The sequence below is a fragment of the Tenacibaculum sp. AWR4_210 genome (assembly GCF_056160945.1).
Window position 1 is genome coordinate 362,997 of sequence record NZ_JBSWYF010000001.1, and the last position, 17,731, is coordinate 380,727.

The following is a 17,731-nucleotide window of genomic DNA, read 5'->3' on the forward strand; positions in this document are numbered from 1 at the left end:
ATAGTTGTTGTTTATTTTTTTTCGGGGGATTGCTCCAGGAAGCAACAAATTTGCGCTACAGCGGCTCGTGCTTCTGGAGTCTCTTTTAAAGGGTTCAAGACAATAAAATCATGAATGACACCACTGTATCGCGTGGCTACTACAGGAACGCCCGCCTTTCGCAAATGTTTGGCATACGCCTCGCCTTCATCGCGTAGCACGTCAAATTCAGCGGTAATAACCAGAGCTCTTGGCAAGCCTTTAAGGGTCGGCAAATCTGCCTTTAAAGGACACACCGTCGGTAAACTTCTCGTCGCTTTGTCTGGAGCGTATTGCTCCCAAAACCACTGCATGGTAGCACGAGATAAATAATGTCCTTTGGAATACAATTGATATGATTGTGTCTGCAAATTATCACTGGTTACGGGATATAAAAGTAACTGTCCTTGTAATGTCAGTTCAGGATCTTTTTTCACGGTAATAGCCACCGCCGTTGCCATGTTTCCTCCAGCGCTATCGCCCCCTACGAATACGCGTTTCTTATCCAACCCGTAGGAACGTCCTTTTTGATAAATCCATCGAAGGACAGTAACACCTTCCTCATTCGCTTTTGGGTAACTTGCTTCAGGTGCTCTTGAATAATCAACGAATACCACCGCAACTTTTGCTTTCCTTGCAATAGTACTCAGCAATCGCTTATGGGTTTTAAAACTGTTAAACACCCATCCTCCACCGTGAAAATAAACCAACACAGGAAGTTTTTTTCGGCGTAGCTTTTTGGGTTTAATCACAACTATCTTTGCGGAGTCTTTTTGATAAACCGCAGTAGTATGCTCATAATGGAGTTCGTGTTCGTAGGCCGTATTTTCCTCAAACTGCATATCTTCCATCGCCTTGCGACCAATAGCTAAGGGCAATTCGTGAATCGGAGGCCCTTGATACGCGTGGATTGCTTCAAGAAAAGCCTGATAATCTGGACTCACTCCATAGCTTCCGGCTAATTTCGACTGTGACCAACTAACTGTTACTTGTGTACATACCGTTACACAAAGTAGTAATAGTCTCAATTTCCTCATGCTTATGCCGTTGCTCTTTTTAACGATTTCCTTTCCGCTCGCTTTTGTTTCCATTGGGCAACAAGTGCATTACGTACCCATAAAACTCCAAAACTAAGCACGGTATACGCTACCATAGTTACGAGTAACTGTACTTGGCTATCAACTAATGAATATCCGAAAATCAAAACACCCCAATAGATGATGACCCACTGAATGAAATAGAAATTAGTTACATTTCTACTAGCATAGGCAATGATATTGTACAATTTTTGAGGTACGAATTTTACTATCTTGTGCCCAGCCCAAATGAGGAGTAAATTAATTCCCATTAAAATGATGGATCCTCCTGGCCCTAAATGGTAATAATCACCAAAATGGTAAGGTTTATCGTAGATACAAAGTCCCAGACCCAAGGCGATAAATGCAATTCCAAAAGGCAACATTTTTCCGATCATAAAACGTACATCGTTCCCTTTTTCACGGTACCACATACCGAAGAACAATCCGATTAAAATAAAGGACATCCACGGGAAAACTGGGAAATACACGTTGTAGTTTTTCCCCCATAACAAATCACAGAGGTAATCTACCACTGGAATTCCCGGACGGAATCCAGCGATTTCCTTCGCTAGTAGTACTATTAGAAAAGTAAATACTAAAGCTGCGTATTTGTTTTTTATAAATTTTATAATGAGCCCCATGATGATGAGTGAAATTCCTGCCAATTGTAGAATATCACCGAGTAATCCGTAAAAAACGTAGTTTTCAGAGGCTCCTGGAGTCAGACCGTTGGCCTGAACAAAACTATCCGGAAATCCTCCAAAAAATGCCATGGGAACTACAAACCTCATCAAATTAAGTGAGTAACCCGTTATCAATACTCGAAGACCACGAAGAAAAATTGTCGACATGGTCATTTTACCTGAGAAAACAAAAGACATTCCCATTACTACCAAGAACATCGGTGTTCCCTTTTCGAGTATTTGAATGACTTTTCCTAGTGGTGTAGCCTCCCAGGTGGCTACTGTTGAGTACACGATCATAACGTGCACAGGTATCATTAACAATACACTGATTCCTCTTACGAAATCGATTGTTTTAATGCGTTTAGATTTTGTTTTAGTTGTTTTTTGTATCGCTTCCATTTTTTGTTATCGTTTATGTCTACTTAACTTTTTACTTAATGGTTTTCTTTTTCTATTCACAGTAGGTAGTTTCTCTTTTAGATGTCCTAAATAAAAGAGTCCAAGACATTTTTCATTTTCGCTTAGTGACAGAGCTTCCTTCAAATACGCTAAGGTCGCTGCCCCCGTATCCCAGTAGCCTCCTAAGCCCAAGGCCGTGGTGGTTAACCACATATTTTGTACCGCGCACGATACCGCTGCTACCTCTTCCCATTCCGGCAATTGCGCACGCTTACCTGGTTCCATAATAATGGCGATCAGCGTTCCTTTTAAAGGATAGGTTTTCGTTTCTTCATACCGCTCAGTTGGATATTCTTCCTCGCTGTAAATCTTTCGGTAGTATTCCGCCATATAGCTCCCTAATTCCGCAGCATGTGCTCCTTCGAGTAACACAAATTTCCAAGGCTGAGTCATTTTGTGGGTCGGCGCCCAAAGACCACTGCTCACCACTTGATAGACCAAGGTCTCCGCTACTGGTTGCTCTGTAAAGTCAAAGGCGTAATGAGTACGCCTTTGCTTTATGATTGTTTCTAATTGTGCTGCTATCATACGGTAGTTGTTTCTAGCTGAGTTTTCAACGATTCCTTATTCGAAAAACCAGCTATAGGGTTCTGCAATACACCGTCGAGTTTCAAACTTTCAATTGGGTCTGCCAGGTTCAGCATTTGCTTGGTATTCGCTAATTGCAGTTTGTTTAAACAACAGCGATCAAAGGTCGGAACAAACATGTCGTAACGATCAAATTTCGCTTGTAGTTCTGGATAACTCGCTTGGTAATCGTGTATACATTCCGCCACCAACTTCCAAAAGTCACGCTCTTCAAAATCAATGCGCGTCGCTAAAATTGGAGGAATAAATCGGAAAATACAGTCAAATACATCCGTGAATATCGAGAGTAATTTCATACGGTCAGAAGTCTTGGTAAACAAACGGTCGGCATGCTCTGGCAGGTGCATTTCTTCGTTAAATACAATTACTTCCTCTGTGATATCCTTCATTAATACATACTGAGGAATAGCGTTCTCTAAGACCAATAATAAGTTCTCTCCATGCGGCATAAACACCAATTCATAGTGATAAAAACAGTGGATTAACGGACTCAAATACGCTTTTAGGTATTGTTGTATCCAAGCTTTAGCTCCTATCCCAGATTGTTTTATATACTCCACTAAAAGCGAATTTCCGGCAGCGTCTAAGTGCAATAAAGAAGCCATGGTAACGGGCGTTTGTCCGGTACCAATTTTCATATAAGGACTTTCCCTCCACAAAGCCGACAGCATTTTATTATGTGGATTTGTTTTTCCTAAGGCTTCGTAATACCTGTTTTGAAATCCGATGGTTGCCACCTCTCCCAACATGGTAAACCCGTTGTTTTGTAGGTACGAATCGTTTCCGAGCAATCCGTCTATCCAAGTGGTAATATGCGGGGTACTTTGCATATAATAAGGTGAAAGTCCACGAACAAAGCCCATGTTTAATATCGATAGCGCCGTTTTGGTATAGAGCTTTTCGGGATGTGTTTTATTGTACAGCGTACGGATAGACTGCTGCGCAGAAAACTCGTCGTTGCTCTTCCCTAAAAACACCAAGTGTCGCCCAGCAATATCCTCAGCAAAAACATGCACTAATTTATTGTTCCATTGCCATGGATGCACTGGCATAAACAGATAGTCTTGTACATCTAGCTCAAGATCGATTAGTACTTTTTCAAATTCCGTCACTTTTTCTGAGCCCAATTCGCTGCGCATCAACTCGGCGTAATCGTAGCCTTCCATGGCGGTATAAGTGGCGGCTGACTTATGCCCTGCTACCCAATAAATTTGAAAAGGAGTATCTGCCTCTGGTGCGTATTTGTGATAATCGTCTAGGGTGAACCCGATACGCCCATTATTGGCAACAAAACAAGGATGTCCTTCCGCCATCGCATGTTCTACCTCCTGGAAAGTAGCGGTACTCAAAGCTTTGGCATCTAAGGTCTCATTGGTTAACTTAAACGCTGTACTCATTAAAGTACTGGTAATTTCCTCTAAATAAGTCGCTAGAAATCTGTCAGGAATACCTAAGGTCTCCTGGAATTCTACAATGAACTCCAAGGCCTTCATGGCAACTTCCTTCCCTTCCGCTAATTTTATCAAACTCAATTCATCGATATGCCAATGCTCCAAACCAAAGAGTATCGCTTTGAATTGGTAGGTGTATTTTCCGTCTGCTGTAGTCAGCTCGTATCGATTCCAGCCCTCGTCTAGGGTTTCTACCACTGTAGGTTTTAAAATACATTCGTGTGCAAATTCGCTGCAGGCTTTTTTAATCAACAATCGATTGGCACGCTTCCATACAGTTGGATTTAAATGTGCTATTAATGCTTTCATAAGGTCGATCGGTTTTCTGAGGCTAAACGGTAGTTTTCACGGGTACAAATTGCCAAAGCCGCTACTTTGTTCGACAATTGGATTTCTCCTTGATATACAAACCCCGCTTTTTTATTTAGCACGTGAATTTTTTCGTTGTTTACATCGGGTTCAACTACCACGCGTTCTACGTAAGGCAAACTAAAAAAGTAATCCATGATGGTCGCAAAAATGTGCCAAGTAAACTGAGGAATCCTCTTCTGGGCAGGTGCTACCAAAATGTGCATCCCGTAATCATTGAGCTGTGCCGCGTAATGGGCAGCAATGATATCTTCTGAAGCTTTGTAGCGTTCCATCAAAAATACGGGTTCGTCATTGAGTGTACCAATATAGGTGTGATGATGAGGATTGTTCTCAATTTCTTCGTACGAAGCCAAAAACTCTTCTCTCGTCGACTCTAACATTCCCCAATATTTAGCATACGGCTGTGTTACCCAACCGTGAACCGTTGCCACATCCCTTTTCAAATCAATTGGACGCAACTTTAGTTCACCAACACCAGGAATGTCTTTTTTATATAATAAATGTTCAATAGATGTTTCCATTAAGCCTCTTGTAAATTTGGTTCTTGTTTGAATACTGCTAGTGGATTTTTAAGCTCTCCTGCGAATTGTAGTAATGCAACAGGGTCGTCTAAATCGATCATTTGCTTGTGGTTATTGAGTTGTAACCTGTTAAGACACGACAGTTTAAACGTTTCTGCAAACAGATCGTAGCGCTCAAACTTATCAGCTAATTCCGGATAACGCTGTTGGTATTCCTGAATATTTTCGGCTACCAATTTCCAGAATTCAGCTTCTCCAAATTCCATTTGACCTTCCAAAATCGGGGTCATGTATCGGAAGAAACCATCAAACATATCAGTAAATATTGAAAGTAATTTCACATCTTCAGGAACCGGAGCATACATGCGCTCTAGCTCTTTCGGCAATGCTACATCAGGATTTAAAATCACCGCTTCTTCAGTAATATCTTTGAGAAGTGCATACACTGGAACATTCTCTTCAAGAACTAAGATGATGTTTTCTCCATGCGGCATGAATACGAGATCGTATTTGTAAAAACAATGTACCAATGGGCTTAAATAAGCCTTTAAATAGGCACGCAACCAATTCTCAGTACTCATTCCTGAACTTTTAATATAGGCCGGTAACAAGGCATTGCCTTCGTGATCAATGTGCAATAAAGCCGCCATGGTAATTGGCTTTTGCCCTTCTTTTACTGCGGCATAAGGACTCTCCCTCCACAGTGATGCCAACATTTTGTTGTAATCGTTGTGAGGTCCAAACTCTTTGAAATACGGATTTACATAACTCACTGAACCTATTTCACTGAGCATTCTAAATCCATTTTCCTGAATATAGGCGTCGTTATAAAGTAAATTTTCCAGCCATACTGCCATTTTAGGCGCAGTTCCGAGATAATACAACGGCAAGCCTCTCATGAATCCCATGTTGAGAATTGACAAAGCTGATTTTGTATAAAATTTACTTGGATTGGTGATATTGAATAAAGTTCTAATCGACTGTTGTGCCAAATATTGATCTGGTCCATAGCCTAAGCACACCAAATCACCTTGTGCGATTTCCGGTGCGAATACCATGGCCAATTTATTAAACCATTGCCAAGGATGAATAGGTAAAAACAAATAGTCTTCTGGTTGATGACCTTTGTCTTTAAGTACTTGATTGAATTGCGCAATTGTCGCATCGTCGAGCTCCTGACGAATCAAGGTTTCATAAGGTAAACTCTCTATGGCTGCATAAACGGCCTTCGACTTATGACCGGCGAGCCACATTAACGAAAATGAGTTTCCTGCTTCCGGGGCATATGATCTGTAATCACTACTGTCAAAACCGATGCGTCCGTTGTTGGCTACAAAACCAGGATGTCCTTCCGTCATCGACTGCTCTACGGTTTGAAAATCTGCCTCTGCTAAATCTTTCGCTATCGGATTTCCTTTGAGCATTTTAAATGCACTTCCGTAAAGTGTACTGATAATCTCTTCTAAATACACGGGCATTTTAGCGGTATCAATTCCTAAAATCCCTCTAAATTCTTTTATAAACTCTACGGCATCTACGGTCTTATCTTCACCATTTACAGTCTTTTTTAAGCTGCTCTCCGCTATCATTAATTGATTTAACGACAGGTGTTTTGCCTTAAAAGCATATACTATGTCATGCTGATCAGCAGTCAGTTGATACGATTTCCATCCGCCCTCTAATTCTTCTGTAATAGCGGGTGTGATGATTCGTTCATGTGCAAATTCTGTGATGGCTTTTTTCACCAATAATAAATTTGCTTGCTTCCACGCTTCAGGCGTTAAATGTTGTATGGATTGTTGTGGTGATACCACATTGTCTAAAGTATTCATGGCACTTCGTTTTGAGGGTGTAAATAGTTGAATGTGTTTCTGATATTCACTGCGTGTTAAAAACGCTAATTGGGCTGTTTTATGTGGTAATTCTACTACCTTATCCAAGCCAAAACCTATGCGTTGACACAGGGCAAACATCTTTTTATTGCGTATATCTGGTTCTACCAGTATGCGCTGAATAGCAGTATTGGAAAAAACAAAATCCATAATACTCCTAAACATATACCAAGTAAAATGGGGAATTTTAGGGGACGCTGGTGGTGCTACGATAATATGCACTCCTCCATCGGTAGGCAGTGCATCGTAATAATCTGCGATGAGGTCGGTGGTCGGAACATAGCGTTCTAAAACAAATGCAATAGTTCCCTTATACTCGCCTACAAACACATCGTAATCTTCGGGTTCCATCAGTTTTGTGTATTCCTTAACCACGTCGTCTAAGCTGCTTTGCTGCATGCCCCAAAACACTGCATAATCGCGATTCACCCAATCGTGTAAGACTTTACTGTCCGACGCTATACTAAAGGGACGAATGACGATTTCTCCAAAATCTTGATACCTCGTTTTAAAAACTTGCTGTTCTGTACTCATATTAATTGGATTTCGCTAGTTTCTTAGTAAAAGGATTCCACTTAAAGAGGATTGCGTAGAGTACTATAGTCAATACGAATCCGATTAGGGCTATGTAAAATGGAACTATAAGCCCCCATTGATCTACAATGATTCCAACGTTCAATGAGGCTATCAGTACTCCTAAATTTTGGAAGAAGTGCACTTTACTGTAATCTACCGAATAAGATTCTGGCGTGCTCATTTCAAAGAGTAAAATATCAAACTTGACAACTCCTTGGAAAATCGCCCATCCGTAAATAATTCGACCGGCAACTACGGCTACTTCATTAGGAATTCCCTGCAGACTCAGTCCGATGAGCCCTATAAGTAAGGCATTGATGATACCCTGGTACCCTTCTGATTTTATTTTTGTATTGATGTATAAGGCGATCAAAGCTACGAAGCCTGGAATGGCATAAATAGTTCCGGAAATGAACTTAGAATCGAAGACCGAAATACTCTCCCAATACCTTGAAAAAAACGGGCGAATTAAAAAATCGCTGAAATATAAAATAAAGGTCAAAAGCCCAATTTTCAGAATAAAACTATTGGAAGACAAGGGTCTTTTTTCCGCAGTTTCATCTGAAGTAATCAATGCTGTTTCGTACTTTTTACTTTTCAACAAATAGGCACTCATTCCCATCTGAATAAAATCGCCTAGCGCCATAATTAAAAAGATGCTACTCGGCTTGATAAAATCAACGGTCAATCCGCCTAAAACTGCCCCTAGTATACCGCCTAAATGAACGACAACCGATAGAATACCAATGGTGGTTGCGTGTTCTTCTTTCTTAATAATCTTAAGAATATAGGGGTATACTAGTAAATAGCTCCCTTTAAACAATACCATTACTAAAGAGACAATCCAGAATGAAATATAAGAGCTAGTTTGAAAGCAGTACAATGCCAAAATACCTGCAATGGCCTGAGTATAAATCAGTATCTTTAACTCAGCAACCTTTTTTGACACGTAGGCCCAAAAAGGAAAGGCTATCATCACCATAAAGCAAATGGCAGCAAAATAATAGCCAACGAGTTTCGGATTTGTTACCCCAAACCGCAGCTCAAAGAACTGCGGATAGAATGGATGCAACAAATAATCACTTACAACCGCGATAAAGGTCATAAGAATTAGAAATGATTTTAACTTCATTATATCAAGGCTTTTGCAGGCTGGGTAATTTCTTCTTCTGAGTTTACTTGAAATTGTTGAAAAGCGATGCGTTTTTCTACCTTGTAATACTCTTTCCCTGTTAATTCTTTGATGATGTAGGAATTTCTATAGCAAGCCATTCCTAAGTCAGGACTCACAAAACCATGAGTGTACAATTCCACATTTTGAACAAAAATGTCTGCGTGGTCAGCATCAATGGTATAGTTTCTACCTACGTCGTACCTTCCTTTTTCATCCCAAACAATGCGGTTTTTAATTCCTTCGATAAAGGCAGGCATCTTGTAGTGATACCCCGTAGACAACACCAATCCTTCTGTTGCCTTTTGGTAATATTTATCTTCTTCTACCTGATGTAATTTTAACTGAATTTCATCGCCTTCTACCACCGATTCGATCAATTCCGAATTGGTACGTAACGACACCTTTAATGGTTCCTCAGCAAAGGAACGCTTCATGTACAATACATCGTGAATTTCATTAATCAAATCTTGGTTAATCCCTTTGTACAAGTGCTTTTGATTGGCTATTAAATCATCTCTTTTTTCTGCTGGTAACTCGTAAAAGTAGTCAACGTACTCAGGAGAGGTCATTTCTAAGGTCAGTTTAGAATACTCTAATGGGAAAAACCTAGGAGAGCGTGTAATCCAGTTGAGTTCGTAGCCTTTGCTGTCGATATCTAACAATAAATCGTGGAAGATTTCGGCCGCACTTTGTCCACTACCCAATACGGTAATCGATTTGTTCTTTTGAAGTTCTTCCTTGTGATTTAAGTAGGCAGACGAGTGAATAGCTCTTCCTTTTAAGTTCTTTGCTGCTGCAGGCACATAAGGCTGGGTTCCTGTACCTAATACTAATTTTTTAGTCTGATACTCCTTTGTTTCTCCTGATTTTGTATGTACTGTAAATACGGTGTAAATTCCTGATTGCTCGTCAAATTCAACATTTACTACTTCGGTTTGGAAATGTACATTGGAAAGTTTGTTAATAGCCCATTGACAATACTTATTATACTCGTTTCTCAACAACAAGAAGTTCTCACGGATGTAAAATGAATACAATAAACCTTGTTCTTTGCTGTAGTTTAAAAAGCTAAATGGATTGGTCGGATCCGCCAACGTTACCAAGTCTGCCATAAATGGGATTTGTAAAGTGGTATGCTGTAACATCATCCCCGGATGCCAGTCAAACGAATCCGCTTTATCCAAAAATTCTCCATTTAATTCCTCTATAGGTGCCGTTAAACAGGCCAATCCTAAATTAAAAGGTCCTACTCCAATGGCTATAAAATCCGCTATTTGATTTTTCATTTCTAATATTATATTACGTGTTCTGATTATTTGTTGCTAATACGCACGCACTGAATTACAGTGTTGCATCCGTAAGCGTATTCGCGAAATTGTTTTTTGTATATGCAGTTCCAGCCGCTTCTATTAAGTCCAGAATTTCCACTAAGTTCTCCAAGGTGTTTTTCGGATTCAGCAAGGTGAATTTTAAATAAATTTCTCCGTTAAACTTAGTACTAGCAACAGAAGCCAAACCTCCTCTATACAAAGTATTCTTGATGTGCATATTGAGGTTATCTAATTCGTTAGCGCCGTCGATTCCTTGAGGTTTATAACGGAATACTACCGTGCTCAACGCAGGTTCGTGGATAGTTTCAAATACTTCTTTTTTCTGTTGGAGGTATTGGTACACCTCATTGGCCATAAAGTGCACTTTTTCCAAGTAGCCTGCAATGGTTTTTGCTCCTAAGGTTTTTAGGGTTACCCATACTTTTAAGGCGTCAAAACGTCGTGTCGTTTGAATGGATTTTTCTATCAAATTCGGACGTTCAGTATCTTTATCTTCAAAAGCGTTCAGGTAATCTGCGTAGTAGGATACGTATTGAAAGTGCTGTTTATTACTCACCAAAAAGGCACTACAACTCACTGGCTGGAAAAATGATTTATGGAAATCAATAGTGATAGAATCTACGTAAGTACAAGCTTCAAAATACTTTTTGTGCGTTTCTGTCAATACGTAACACCCTCCATAAGCACCGTCCATATGTACCCATATATCGTGTTCTTTAGCAATAATAGCGATGGTTTCTAATGGATCGAAACTACCAAAGTCTGTGGTACCTAAGGTAGCAACCACCGCTATTGGAATATTGCCTTGTTGTTTCTCTTTTTCGATGGCCAAAACGAGCTCTTTGGCATCCATGCGCATTTCTTTGTCCGTCTTTACTGGCACTACTGAGTCGTAGCCCATTCCTAATAAAGCTGCGTTCTTTTTTACGCTAAAATGTGCTTTATCAGAACAAAAAATACGGAAACGACTCACCTCATCAGACCAACCGTTTTGTTTTAGGTTGAGTCCGAAATGCTGATAGGCATAATTATCTCTAGCCATGAGTAAAGCCATAAAATTCGACTGAGTTCCACCACTAGTGAACACACCATCGGCACGTGATGGCAAGCGGAATTCCTTGCAAATCCACTGAATTACCTCTTGCTCAATAAAAGTAGCTGATGTGCTCTGGTCCCAAGTTTCCACGGCCGTGTTGATCGCAGTCGCAATACTCTCTGCTGCAATGGCAGGAATTGCTACAGGACAGTTTAAATGGGCCACGTATCTCGGATGGTGAAAGCCTATGGTATTTTTAATGTATAAGTCATTTAAAAACCCTAATACTTCCGTAAAGGAAGCTGGCTCTGAATTCTCGAGAGATGCTTGTAGTTTGTGAGAACGAATCTCCTCAATATCATCTCCTTTGTAAAAGCTGTCTTTTGAAAAGAACGCTTGTAGTACTTTGTGTATTTCCGCAGTGTACGCTTCTAATTTTTGGTACGATTCATCATGCAATAACTGATCTTCCAATGATGGATCAACGAGTGCGGGGATTTCGTCTAATATCATTTATTTTTATTTAGTCTTAATAATATGACTACAAAATTAATCCCCACAGTCAGGAATAAATGACGAAATCGTGCTAAAAAAAGACGCGCAGAATTACTGCACGTCTTTATAGGTTTTTAAGGCTCGTTCCCGAGCAAATTTATGGTCTACTATTGGCTGAGGATAGGTCAATTCCTCCACATCAGGGACCCATTTTTTAATATAAGCCCGTTGCTTATCAAACTTTTTTACTTGTTCTGTCGGATTAAATATTCGGAAGTACGGAACCGCATCACAACCTGTGCTCGCCGCCCATTGCCAGTTACCATTATTGGCTGACAGGTCGTAATCGAGTAGTTTACTGGCAAAGTAGGCTTCGCCCCAACGCCAATCTATAAGTAAGTGTTTACAGAGAAAACTCGCTGTGATCATGCGCACCCGATTGTGCATGTATCCGGTTGCATTCAATTCACGCATACCAGCATCTACAATAGGATATCCGGTGGTACCGTTACACCAGTGCTCGAATTCCTCTTCGTTATTACGCCAAGCAACGCGTTCGTACTTCGATTTAAAACAGCGTTTTTCTACTTGCGGAAAATTAAAGAGAATCTGCATAAAAAACTCTCTCCATATCAATTCACTCAAATAGGTCGCATTCGTTTTCAAAGCCAATGAAACCATGGCTCTTACACTAATGGTTCCAAATCGCAAATGCGGGGATACATAGGATGTTTTATCCATCCACGGAAAATCACGTATCGCATCGTAGTCTTCTAAATGATTAAATGCGACAGGTTTTACCGCAATACTGCTTCTGACAAAGCCTAGATGGGCCATTGGAGGAAACTCAACGTTACAAGGTAGTAGAGCATCCAGCAATTCTTTGGAAGGCCGGACCTTAAGCGCTTCTTGTGGGCTAAACTGTTTGAGCCATTGGTTTTTAAACGGCGTAAAAACGGTGTAGGGTGTTCCATCTTTTTTCACGACCTCTTTTTTTTCAAAAATCACTTGGTCTTTGAAAGTGTGAAAGGGTATCTTTTTGGTGGCTAATAGCGTTGCTACCGCATCGTCGCGTTCTGTTGCATAAGGTTCGTAGTCACGGTTGGTATACACCTGGGCGACATCGTACTCCGCTAACAATTGCTGCCAAACATCCAGAGGATTTCCCTGGTATATTTTAAGTCCACCTCCCGTCGTTTGAAATTCCTCGTGTATCGCCTTTAGGCTATCGTAAATAAAAGAAATTCTAGCATCGTCTGTAGGGAGCTTCTCAGTGATCTGAGTATCAAAAATAAAAATAGGTACAACCTTGTTCCCTGATTTTAAAGCGGCATGCAAGCCTGTATTGTCGTGAACTCTAAGATCTCTTCTAAACCAAAAAACGGAGCATTTGTTATTTTCCATTAAACATTTTTTCTAGGGTTGCATAGCGATATGAAAATATCGTTTTCAATTGTTTTTTTATAAAGAGTTTCTGTGCCAACTTCCCCAAGATTCCCATGGGAATTTTGTAGGATATTTTGTCTTTCATCAAGGTGGTTCCATCCGCTAACTCGTAAAACCAATGTTCATGATGCCACATGCTATACGGGCCAAATCGCTGCTCATCAATAAAAAACTCTTCGTCTTGTACCTGAGTAATTTCAGTAACCCAATTTTGCTTAATTCCTGGTAATATTCCTACTTTGTAGGTGATGATTTGACCGGCATACGCCGATTTATCAACTGATGAGGTTATTTGAAACCCCATGTGTTCGGGGGTAATTTTTTGTAAGTTTTGTGGGACGCTAAAAAAACTCCACGCTTCTTTTAATGAAATATTCAATACCTGCTCTGTATACAGTGTGTAAATTCCAGAATGTGCTTTAAATTCAATCATTTTCTATCTATTTTTTTCCAAATTTTATCACTGTTTAGCTGAAAGCTCCCGACGAAGGTAAACGTACACTCCTCGGGGGCTAGCAACGATAAAAAATACGTTTCCTGCTTGCTGTACAAATGGTAAACATGTCCAACTATCGGCTCAAAATTAAATTTAGCGTTGTAAATGAGTTGGTTGTACTGGTACTCCTGCATTAAAGCTTGGTACTGTTCCTTAATCTCATCGAAAGTTGCCTTGAACTGACTGTTGGCACTGTGAATATTGGTTTTTTTCCAATTTACAGTATCCGGCTGTTCAATTACAGGTGCTGCTAAATTAGAAGCATACGGCTTTACAAAAGCATCGTAACGCTGCTCCTCTTCATTGTATACAACGTAATCCGGTTTTTTACTCACTGTCTAAAATTTTGGTAATCTTTGAACTCATCGGTTTGGTCATTGAGTAAAAGTAATTCACAAACCTTCCGTTTTCATCGACTATGTATTTTTGGAAATTCCATTTCACCGTTGAGTTTGAGGCACCGTTTAACGATTTTTTGGTGAGCCATTGATACAAAGGATGTTGCTCCTCGCCTTTGACAGCTACTTTCTCGGTCATCAAAAAGTTAACTCCGTAATTCATCTCGCAAAACGACTGAATCTCAGAAGAAGTACCTGGCTCTTGTCCGCCAAACTGATTGCAAGGAACACCGATTACCATCAGCTGATCTTTGTACTTGTCAAACAATGCTTGAAGTCCTTTGTACTGTCCGGTAAAACCACATTTAGAGGCTACGTTCACAAAAAGCATTTTTTTGCCTTTAAACTGAGCTAAGTCAATGGGTTTTCCGTTAATATCATTAATTTTCACATCGTAGATAGACGATTTTGGTTCTAAAACTTGCGCCTTTACGGCACTGCTAAAAAGAGTCATAAGTAAAAGTATGTTTAAAACTTTCATAGGGTTATTCTAAAGTAATTTTATGTACTAGCAAGGTAAAGCTTTCATTTTTTTTATTGCCTATTAACAAGGCTAATTCTGTTAGTTTAGTAGCATCAAAATTTCCTGAGTTCAGGCGGTATCCCCTCCACGATGGATAAAAATCCTTCAATGGCAGTTCTATTTTTTCAATTTCTCCTGAGGTGGTAAACTTTTGCACATACCAAAAACGTTGTCTTTTAGAGGCTTTTAGTCTAAATTGATACGGTTTACCATCGCCTTGCACCTGCAGTACAATTTTTGAATACGGCTGGTCAAAATTGATGGATACTGGTAAGCGAGTCATCGCAAAACCACCGTTATTTTCAGTGGATACCCTTCCAGAGAATTCAGCAACACCTGCTTCGTTCACTTTCATCGTCGAAGACGATATGCCTCCCATCACATCATCGTTGGTTTGAAACCAACGCAGTTTCTTATTTGGCTTACTGGCATCAAACACCACTAAGGTAGGTAACGTCATCACTAGCATACCCATCATCCATAACCATCTCATAATTTACGTTTTTAAAGTTGTAATTCCTGCATCTATCGGAAAGACTTGCCCGCTGATAGCCCGAGCATGATCTGACAACAGGTATTTGGCAAATTGCGCTACTTCCGCAGCTTCCAAATACGTTTTCAACGGATGCCTTTGACGCATGGCCTCCTGCTGTTTGTCATTGCGTAACAAACGAGCTGCCAATGCTGTATTCGTCACCGTCGGTGCGATGACGTTGAAACGAATCTTCGCAGCATACTCCGCTGCCAGTGATTTAGCCAGTCCTTCTACCCCCGCCTTGCTCACAGCAATGCTGGCGTGAAATGGCATTCCCAGCTGTGTTGCAACGGTACTAAAGAGCACAACACTACCTCCAGCGGTTAAGAGCGCTTTTTCAAAGTGCTGTATTACTCGAATTGCGCCGAGTACATTAATGTTAAAATCCTCTTGAAAATCATCAATTTTCAATCGGTTTAAGGGTTTAAGATTGATACTACCCGGGCAGTAAACCAATCCGTCTAAACGAGGTGTGTCAGGCAAGGCATCCTTCAAAACATCTAATTGAAAGTGCTTTATATGTTCGTTTGTCTGGATTTCAGTTCTGCTAAATACCAACAGTTCGCAGCTGTCTTTCAACAGTTCTACTAAGGCAGCACCAATCCCCTTACTTCCTCCAACAATTGCTATTGTTTTCATAGGTCAGATCTATAGTTGTTGTTTGTTAAATTCTTCCTTTTAAACGCTTCTCTATCTTGCGTTTAATTTCGGTTATGCGCTTCATCGTTTCCATAAGAGACTTGTCTTTCGTACTCTTGTAAACAGCGTTGAGTGACAACACGAGTTCCTTAGCTCTTCGCGAGGCAATGATTTTATCATTTCTCGTTCTGAATTTCTTGTGATTTTTTTCAAAATCATAGGCTTCTTGTATAAGTTCTACTGTGCTCATTTTAAATAATTTTGAAGTTCTACAATCTTTTCCTGGCGCTCAAAAGCTCCTCCGTAAAAACAAGTTACGGTCGCAGAAGAGTCGTCTTTTACACCGCGTGAAGAAACACACAAGTGTTTTGCTTCGATAATCACAGCGACATCTTCTGTTTGCAATATTTCTTGTAAATCTGTACCTATTTGATTGGTCAAACGTTCCTGTACCTGCGGACGTTTGGCATAGTACTGTACAATTCTATTTAGTTTGGACAGTCCTATTACCTTTCCTGACGAGATATAGGCAACGTGCGCCTTCCCAATAATCGGCACAAAGTGATGCTCGCAGTTTGAGTAAAATAAGATATCCTTTTCCACTAACATTTGCTGATAGCGATACGAATTGTCAAACAGTGCTATTTTCGGTTTGTTCGCTGGATTTAATCCTGAGAAAATCTCATCGATGTACATCTTAGCTACGCGTTTTGGAGTACCTCGCAATGAATCGTCGGTTAGGTCTAAGCCCATCACCTCCATAATTTGGCCAAAAAGGGCTGCTATTTGTTCTTTTTTCTCCGTGTCAGATAACGCAAAGGCGTCTTTGCGCATCGGTGTTTGAAGTCCTGTATATAAATGATCATCACCAATTTCTTCAATGGTTAACCCATTTAAGTACGTTTCGTTATTTAACAGGGTATTCGACAAAGTTTCTGGGTGTTTCATAAAGTTTAATTTTTACCTCTAAAGGCGCTTTTATTTCTGCTGCTATTAATTCATAAATCACTACGGCAATATTTTCAACAGTAGGATTTAGTGTTTTAAACTGTGCTACCTCCAAGTTCAAGTTTTTATGATCAAATGGATTGAGCACTTTCTCTTTGATAATATCGGACAGTATCTTAGTATCAATCACATAGCCCGTATCCGGATCTATCGGTCCTATCACAGACACTTCCAATTCGTAATTGTGACCGTGGTAATGCGGATTGTTACATTTACCAAATACCTCCTTATTTTTCGCATCGCTCCAATGTGCATTGTGTAATCTGTGTGCGGCATTAAAGTGTTCTCTTCTCGTTATCGCTAATTTATGAGCATTCATTATCTCTTTGCTATCTTATTGTTAGAAATGGTAGTTTGTCTTGAGCACTTGAAGCGTCCTTTGACAAATACGCGTTTTTTACTGTGTTTGGTGGCCCTGCCTTGTACTCTTTTCCTCCATAGTTTAAAACTGGACGATTTTAATTCCCTTCGCATCAAAGCGATGACTTCTGGCTCCCGAAGTCCGAATTGAAATTGGATGGCTTCGAAAGGCGTACGATCTTCCCATGCCATTTCAATGATGCGATCAACTTCCTTCATAGAAAAGGAATTCATAGTCTTCATGTGCATTAATTTTTAGGTTCATCATTTTGCGCAAGAATTTCTTGTTTATCGCATGCTGTTTATTTTTTGCTACACGAATGAAATTTCCATCGGCGTGTATGCTGAAATGACTCGTGTTAAATACGACCAATTTGTAGTAAGGAATAGCCCATGCAAATCGCTTTAAACGCTGTGTTAAGTGGACAATTACTCCTTTCGGACGCAGTTCAATATTGATGTAATTAATATCGGAAACCTGATTTAGCAGTGATTTAAAATGTTCGCTCACCTGTAAAATCATCAAGCGTGAACTCCCTACGCCTCCCATTTTTATCCGCTTCATGAGCGAAAAAGGTTCACCTACTAACGCATTCATCGCTCGAATGTCTTCTCGTTCTGTATATGTTGTATTGAAAACCATGTTTG

The 17,731-nt window shown here is 40.1% G+C and carries 20 protein-coding genes; all 20 read right to left on the minus strand.

Features of this window, described 5'->3' with window-relative positions; genetic code table 11:
• Positions 1 to 11 precede the first annotated feature (11 nt).
• Positions 12 to 1,055, minus strand: a complete 1,044-nt coding sequence (locus ACXAG7_RS01545; protein ID WP_476665725.1) for an alpha/beta hydrolase — start codon at positions 1,053 to 1,055, stop codon at positions 12 to 14.
• 2 nt (positions 1,056 to 1,057) lie between these two features.
• The gene (locus tag ACXAG7_RS01550; RefSeq protein ID WP_476665726.1) at positions 1,058 to 2,182 is read right to left on the minus strand and encodes a heparan-alpha-glucosaminide N-acetyltransferase domain-containing protein; all 1,125 of its coding nucleotides are present in this window, start codon (positions 2,180 to 2,182) and stop codon (positions 1,058 to 1,060) included.
• Positions 2,183 to 2,188: 6 nt separating this feature from the next.
• Positions 2,189 to 2,770, minus strand: a complete 582-nt coding sequence (locus ACXAG7_RS01555; RefSeq protein WP_476665727.1) for a nitroreductase family protein — start codon at positions 2,768 to 2,770, stop codon at positions 2,189 to 2,191.
• Positions 2,767 to 4,590 (minus strand): IucA/IucC family protein, encoded by a 1,824-nt coding sequence (locus ACXAG7_RS01560; protein WP_476665728.1) that lies wholly within the window; start codon positions 4,588 to 4,590, stop codon positions 2,767 to 2,769. Before ACXAG7_RS01560 ends, ACXAG7_RS01555 begins: the two co-directional genes overlap by 4 nt.
• On the minus strand, positions 4,587 to 5,174 hold the full coding sequence (locus ACXAG7_RS01565; RefSeq protein WP_476665729.1) for a GNAT family N-acetyltransferase: 588 nt from the start codon (positions 5,172 to 5,174) through the stop codon (positions 4,587 to 4,589). Before ACXAG7_RS01565 ends, ACXAG7_RS01560 begins: the two co-directional genes overlap by 4 nt.
• Positions 5,174 to 7,600: a GNAT family N-acetyltransferase gene (locus ACXAG7_RS01570; RefSeq protein ID WP_476665730.1), complete on the minus strand. Its 2,427-nt coding sequence runs from the start codon at positions 7,598 to 7,600 to the stop codon at positions 5,174 to 5,176. The genes ACXAG7_RS01565 and ACXAG7_RS01570 overlap by 1 nt, the downstream gene beginning before the upstream one ends.
• Before the next feature lies 1 nt (position 7,601).
• A complete protein-coding gene (locus tag ACXAG7_RS01575) occupies positions 7,602 to 8,774 on the minus strand; it encodes an MFS transporter (protein ID WP_408043768.1) in 1,173 nt (390 codons plus the stop codon).
• Positions 8,774 to 10,102, minus strand: a complete 1,329-nt coding sequence (locus ACXAG7_RS01580) for a lysine N(6)-hydroxylase/L-ornithine N(5)-oxygenase family protein (protein WP_476665731.1) — start codon at positions 10,100 to 10,102, stop codon at positions 8,774 to 8,776. Before ACXAG7_RS01580 ends, ACXAG7_RS01575 begins: the two co-directional genes overlap by 1 nt.
• Positions 10,103 to 10,157: 55 nt before the next feature.
• Positions 10,158 to 11,696: a pyridoxal phosphate-dependent decarboxylase family protein gene (locus tag ACXAG7_RS01585; RefSeq protein WP_476665732.1), complete on the minus strand. Its 1,539-nt coding sequence runs from the start codon at positions 11,694 to 11,696 to the stop codon at positions 10,158 to 10,160.
• A gap of 93 nt (positions 11,697 to 11,789) precedes the next feature.
• Complete coding sequence (locus ACXAG7_RS01590; protein WP_476665733.1) at positions 11,790 to 13,082, minus strand: cryptochrome/photolyase family protein; 1,293 nt, start codon at positions 13,080 to 13,082, stop codon at positions 11,790 to 11,792.
• Positions 13,072 to 13,557, minus strand: coding sequence for an SRPBCC family protein (locus tag ACXAG7_RS01595; RefSeq protein ID WP_408043772.1), 486 nt, complete (start codon positions 13,555 to 13,557; stop codon positions 13,072 to 13,074). Before ACXAG7_RS01595 ends, ACXAG7_RS01590 begins: the two co-directional genes overlap by 11 nt.
• Positions 13,554 to 13,955: a DUF2452 domain-containing protein gene (locus ACXAG7_RS01600; protein WP_408043773.1), complete on the minus strand. Its 402-nt coding sequence runs from the start codon at positions 13,953 to 13,955 to the stop codon at positions 13,554 to 13,556. Before ACXAG7_RS01600 ends, ACXAG7_RS01595 begins: the two co-directional genes overlap by 4 nt.
• Entirely contained in the window at positions 13,948 to 14,472 is a 525-nt protein-coding gene (locus ACXAG7_RS01605; RefSeq protein ID WP_408044634.1) for a glutathione peroxidase, read from the minus strand. Before ACXAG7_RS01605 ends, ACXAG7_RS01600 begins: the two co-directional genes overlap by 8 nt.
• Before the next feature lie 31 nt (positions 14,473 to 14,503).
• Positions 14,504 to 15,034: a CIA30 family protein gene (locus ACXAG7_RS01610; protein WP_476665734.1), complete on the minus strand. Its 531-nt coding sequence runs from the start codon at positions 15,032 to 15,034 to the stop codon at positions 14,504 to 14,506.
• A gap of 3 nt (positions 15,035 to 15,037) precedes the next feature.
• Complete coding sequence (locus ACXAG7_RS01615; RefSeq protein WP_476665735.1) at positions 15,038 to 15,715, minus strand: SDR family NAD(P)-dependent oxidoreductase; 678 nt, start codon at positions 15,713 to 15,715, stop codon at positions 15,038 to 15,040.
• Between the two features lie 25 nt (positions 15,716 to 15,740).
• On the minus strand, positions 15,741 to 15,965 hold the full coding sequence (locus ACXAG7_RS01620; protein ID WP_476665736.1) for a hypothetical protein: 225 nt from the start codon (positions 15,963 to 15,965) through the stop codon (positions 15,741 to 15,743).
• Entirely contained in the window at positions 15,962 to 16,663 is a 702-nt protein-coding gene (folE, locus tag ACXAG7_RS01625) for a GTP cyclohydrolase I FolE (protein ID WP_476665737.1), read from the minus strand. Before folE ends, ACXAG7_RS01620 begins: the two co-directional genes overlap by 4 nt.
• Positions 16,623 to 17,042 carry a 6-pyruvoyl trahydropterin synthase family protein gene (locus ACXAG7_RS01630; RefSeq protein WP_408043777.1) on the minus strand — a complete coding sequence of 140 codons (420 nt, stop codon included), beginning with the start codon at positions 17,040 to 17,042 and terminating at the stop codon, positions 16,623 to 16,625. The genes folE and ACXAG7_RS01630 overlap by 41 nt, the downstream gene beginning before the upstream one ends.
• Positions 17,042 to 17,326: a TIGR03643 family protein gene (locus ACXAG7_RS01635; RefSeq protein WP_408043778.1), complete on the minus strand. Its 285-nt coding sequence runs from the start codon at positions 17,324 to 17,326 to the stop codon at positions 17,042 to 17,044. The genes ACXAG7_RS01630 and ACXAG7_RS01635 overlap by 1 nt, the downstream gene beginning before the upstream one ends.
• The gene (locus tag ACXAG7_RS01640; protein WP_408043779.1) at positions 17,289 to 17,726 is read right to left on the minus strand and encodes a hypothetical protein; all 438 of its coding nucleotides are present in this window, start codon (positions 17,724 to 17,726) and stop codon (positions 17,289 to 17,291) included. The genes ACXAG7_RS01635 and ACXAG7_RS01640 overlap by 38 nt, the downstream gene beginning before the upstream one ends.
• Positions 17,727 to 17,731 lie beyond the last annotated feature (5 nt).

What these genes read in the sequence shown, in the direction of transcription:
- ACXAG7_RS01545 (WP_476665725.1), bottom strand. Translation starts at nt 1,055, where the DNA reads ATGAGGAAATTGAGACTATTACTACTTTGTGTAACGGTATGTACACAA.
- ACXAG7_RS01550 (WP_476665726.1), bottom strand. Translation starts at nt 2,182, where the DNA reads ATGGAAGCGATACAAAAAACAACTAAAACAAAATCTAAACGCATTAAA.
- ACXAG7_RS01555 (WP_476665727.1), bottom strand. Translation starts at nt 2,770, where the DNA reads ATGATAGCAGCACAATTAGAAACAATCATAAAGCAAAGGCGTACTCAT.
- ACXAG7_RS01560 (WP_476665728.1), bottom strand. Translation starts at nt 4,590, where the DNA reads ATGAAAGCATTAATAGCACATTTAAATCCAACTGTATGGAAGCGTGCC.
- ACXAG7_RS01565 (WP_476665729.1), bottom strand. Translation starts at nt 5,174, where the DNA reads ATGGAAACATCTATTGAACATTTATTATATAAAAAAGACATTCCTGGT.
- ACXAG7_RS01570 (WP_476665730.1), bottom strand. Translation starts at nt 7,600, where the DNA reads ATGAGTACAGAACAGCAAGTTTTTAAAACGAGGTATCAAGATTTTGGA.
- ACXAG7_RS01575 (WP_408043768.1), bottom strand. Translation starts at nt 8,774, where the DNA reads ATGAAGTTAAAATCATTTCTAATTCTTATGACCTTTATCGCGGTTGTA.
- ACXAG7_RS01580 (WP_476665731.1), bottom strand. Translation starts at nt 10,102, where the DNA reads ATGAAAAATCAAATAGCGGATTTTATAGCCATTGGAGTAGGACCTTTT.
- ACXAG7_RS01585 (WP_476665732.1), bottom strand. Translation starts at nt 11,696, where the DNA reads ATGATATTAGACGAAATCCCCGCACTCGTTGATCCATCATTGGAAGAT.
- ACXAG7_RS01590 (WP_476665733.1), bottom strand. Translation starts at nt 13,082, where the DNA reads ATGGAAAATAACAAATGCTCCGTTTTTTGGTTTAGAAGAGATCTTAGA.
- ACXAG7_RS01595 (WP_408043772.1), bottom strand. Translation starts at nt 13,557, where the DNA reads ATGATTGAATTTAAAGCACATTCTGGAATTTACACACTGTATACAGAG.
- ACXAG7_RS01605 (WP_408044634.1), bottom strand. Translation starts at nt 14,472, where the DNA reads ATGACTCTTTTTAGCAGTGCCGTAAAGGCGCAAGTTTTAGAACCAAAA.
- ACXAG7_RS01610 (WP_476665734.1), bottom strand. Translation starts at nt 15,034, where the DNA reads ATGAGATGGTTATGGATGATGGGTATGCTAGTGATGACGTTACCTACC.
- ACXAG7_RS01615 (WP_476665735.1), bottom strand. Translation starts at nt 15,715, where the DNA reads ATGAAAACAATAGCAATTGTTGGAGGAAGTAAGGGGATTGGTGCTGCC.
- ACXAG7_RS01620 (WP_476665736.1), bottom strand. Translation starts at nt 15,965, where the DNA reads ATGAGCACAGTAGAACTTATACAAGAAGCCTATGATTTTGAAAAAAAT.
- folE (WP_476665737.1), bottom strand. Translation starts at nt 16,663, where the DNA reads ATGAAACACCCAGAAACTTTGTCGAATACCCTGTTAAATAACGAAACG.
- ACXAG7_RS01630 (WP_408043777.1), bottom strand. Translation starts at nt 17,042, where the DNA reads ATGAATGCTCATAAATTAGCGATAACGAGAAGAGAACACTTTAATGCC.
- ACXAG7_RS01635 (WP_408043778.1), bottom strand. Translation starts at nt 17,326, where the DNA reads ATGAAGACTATGAATTCCTTTTCTATGAAGGAAGTTGATCGCATCATT.
- ACXAG7_RS01640 (WP_408043779.1), bottom strand. Translation starts at nt 17,726, where the DNA reads ATGGTTTTCAATACAACATATACAGAACGAGAAGACATTCGAGCGATG.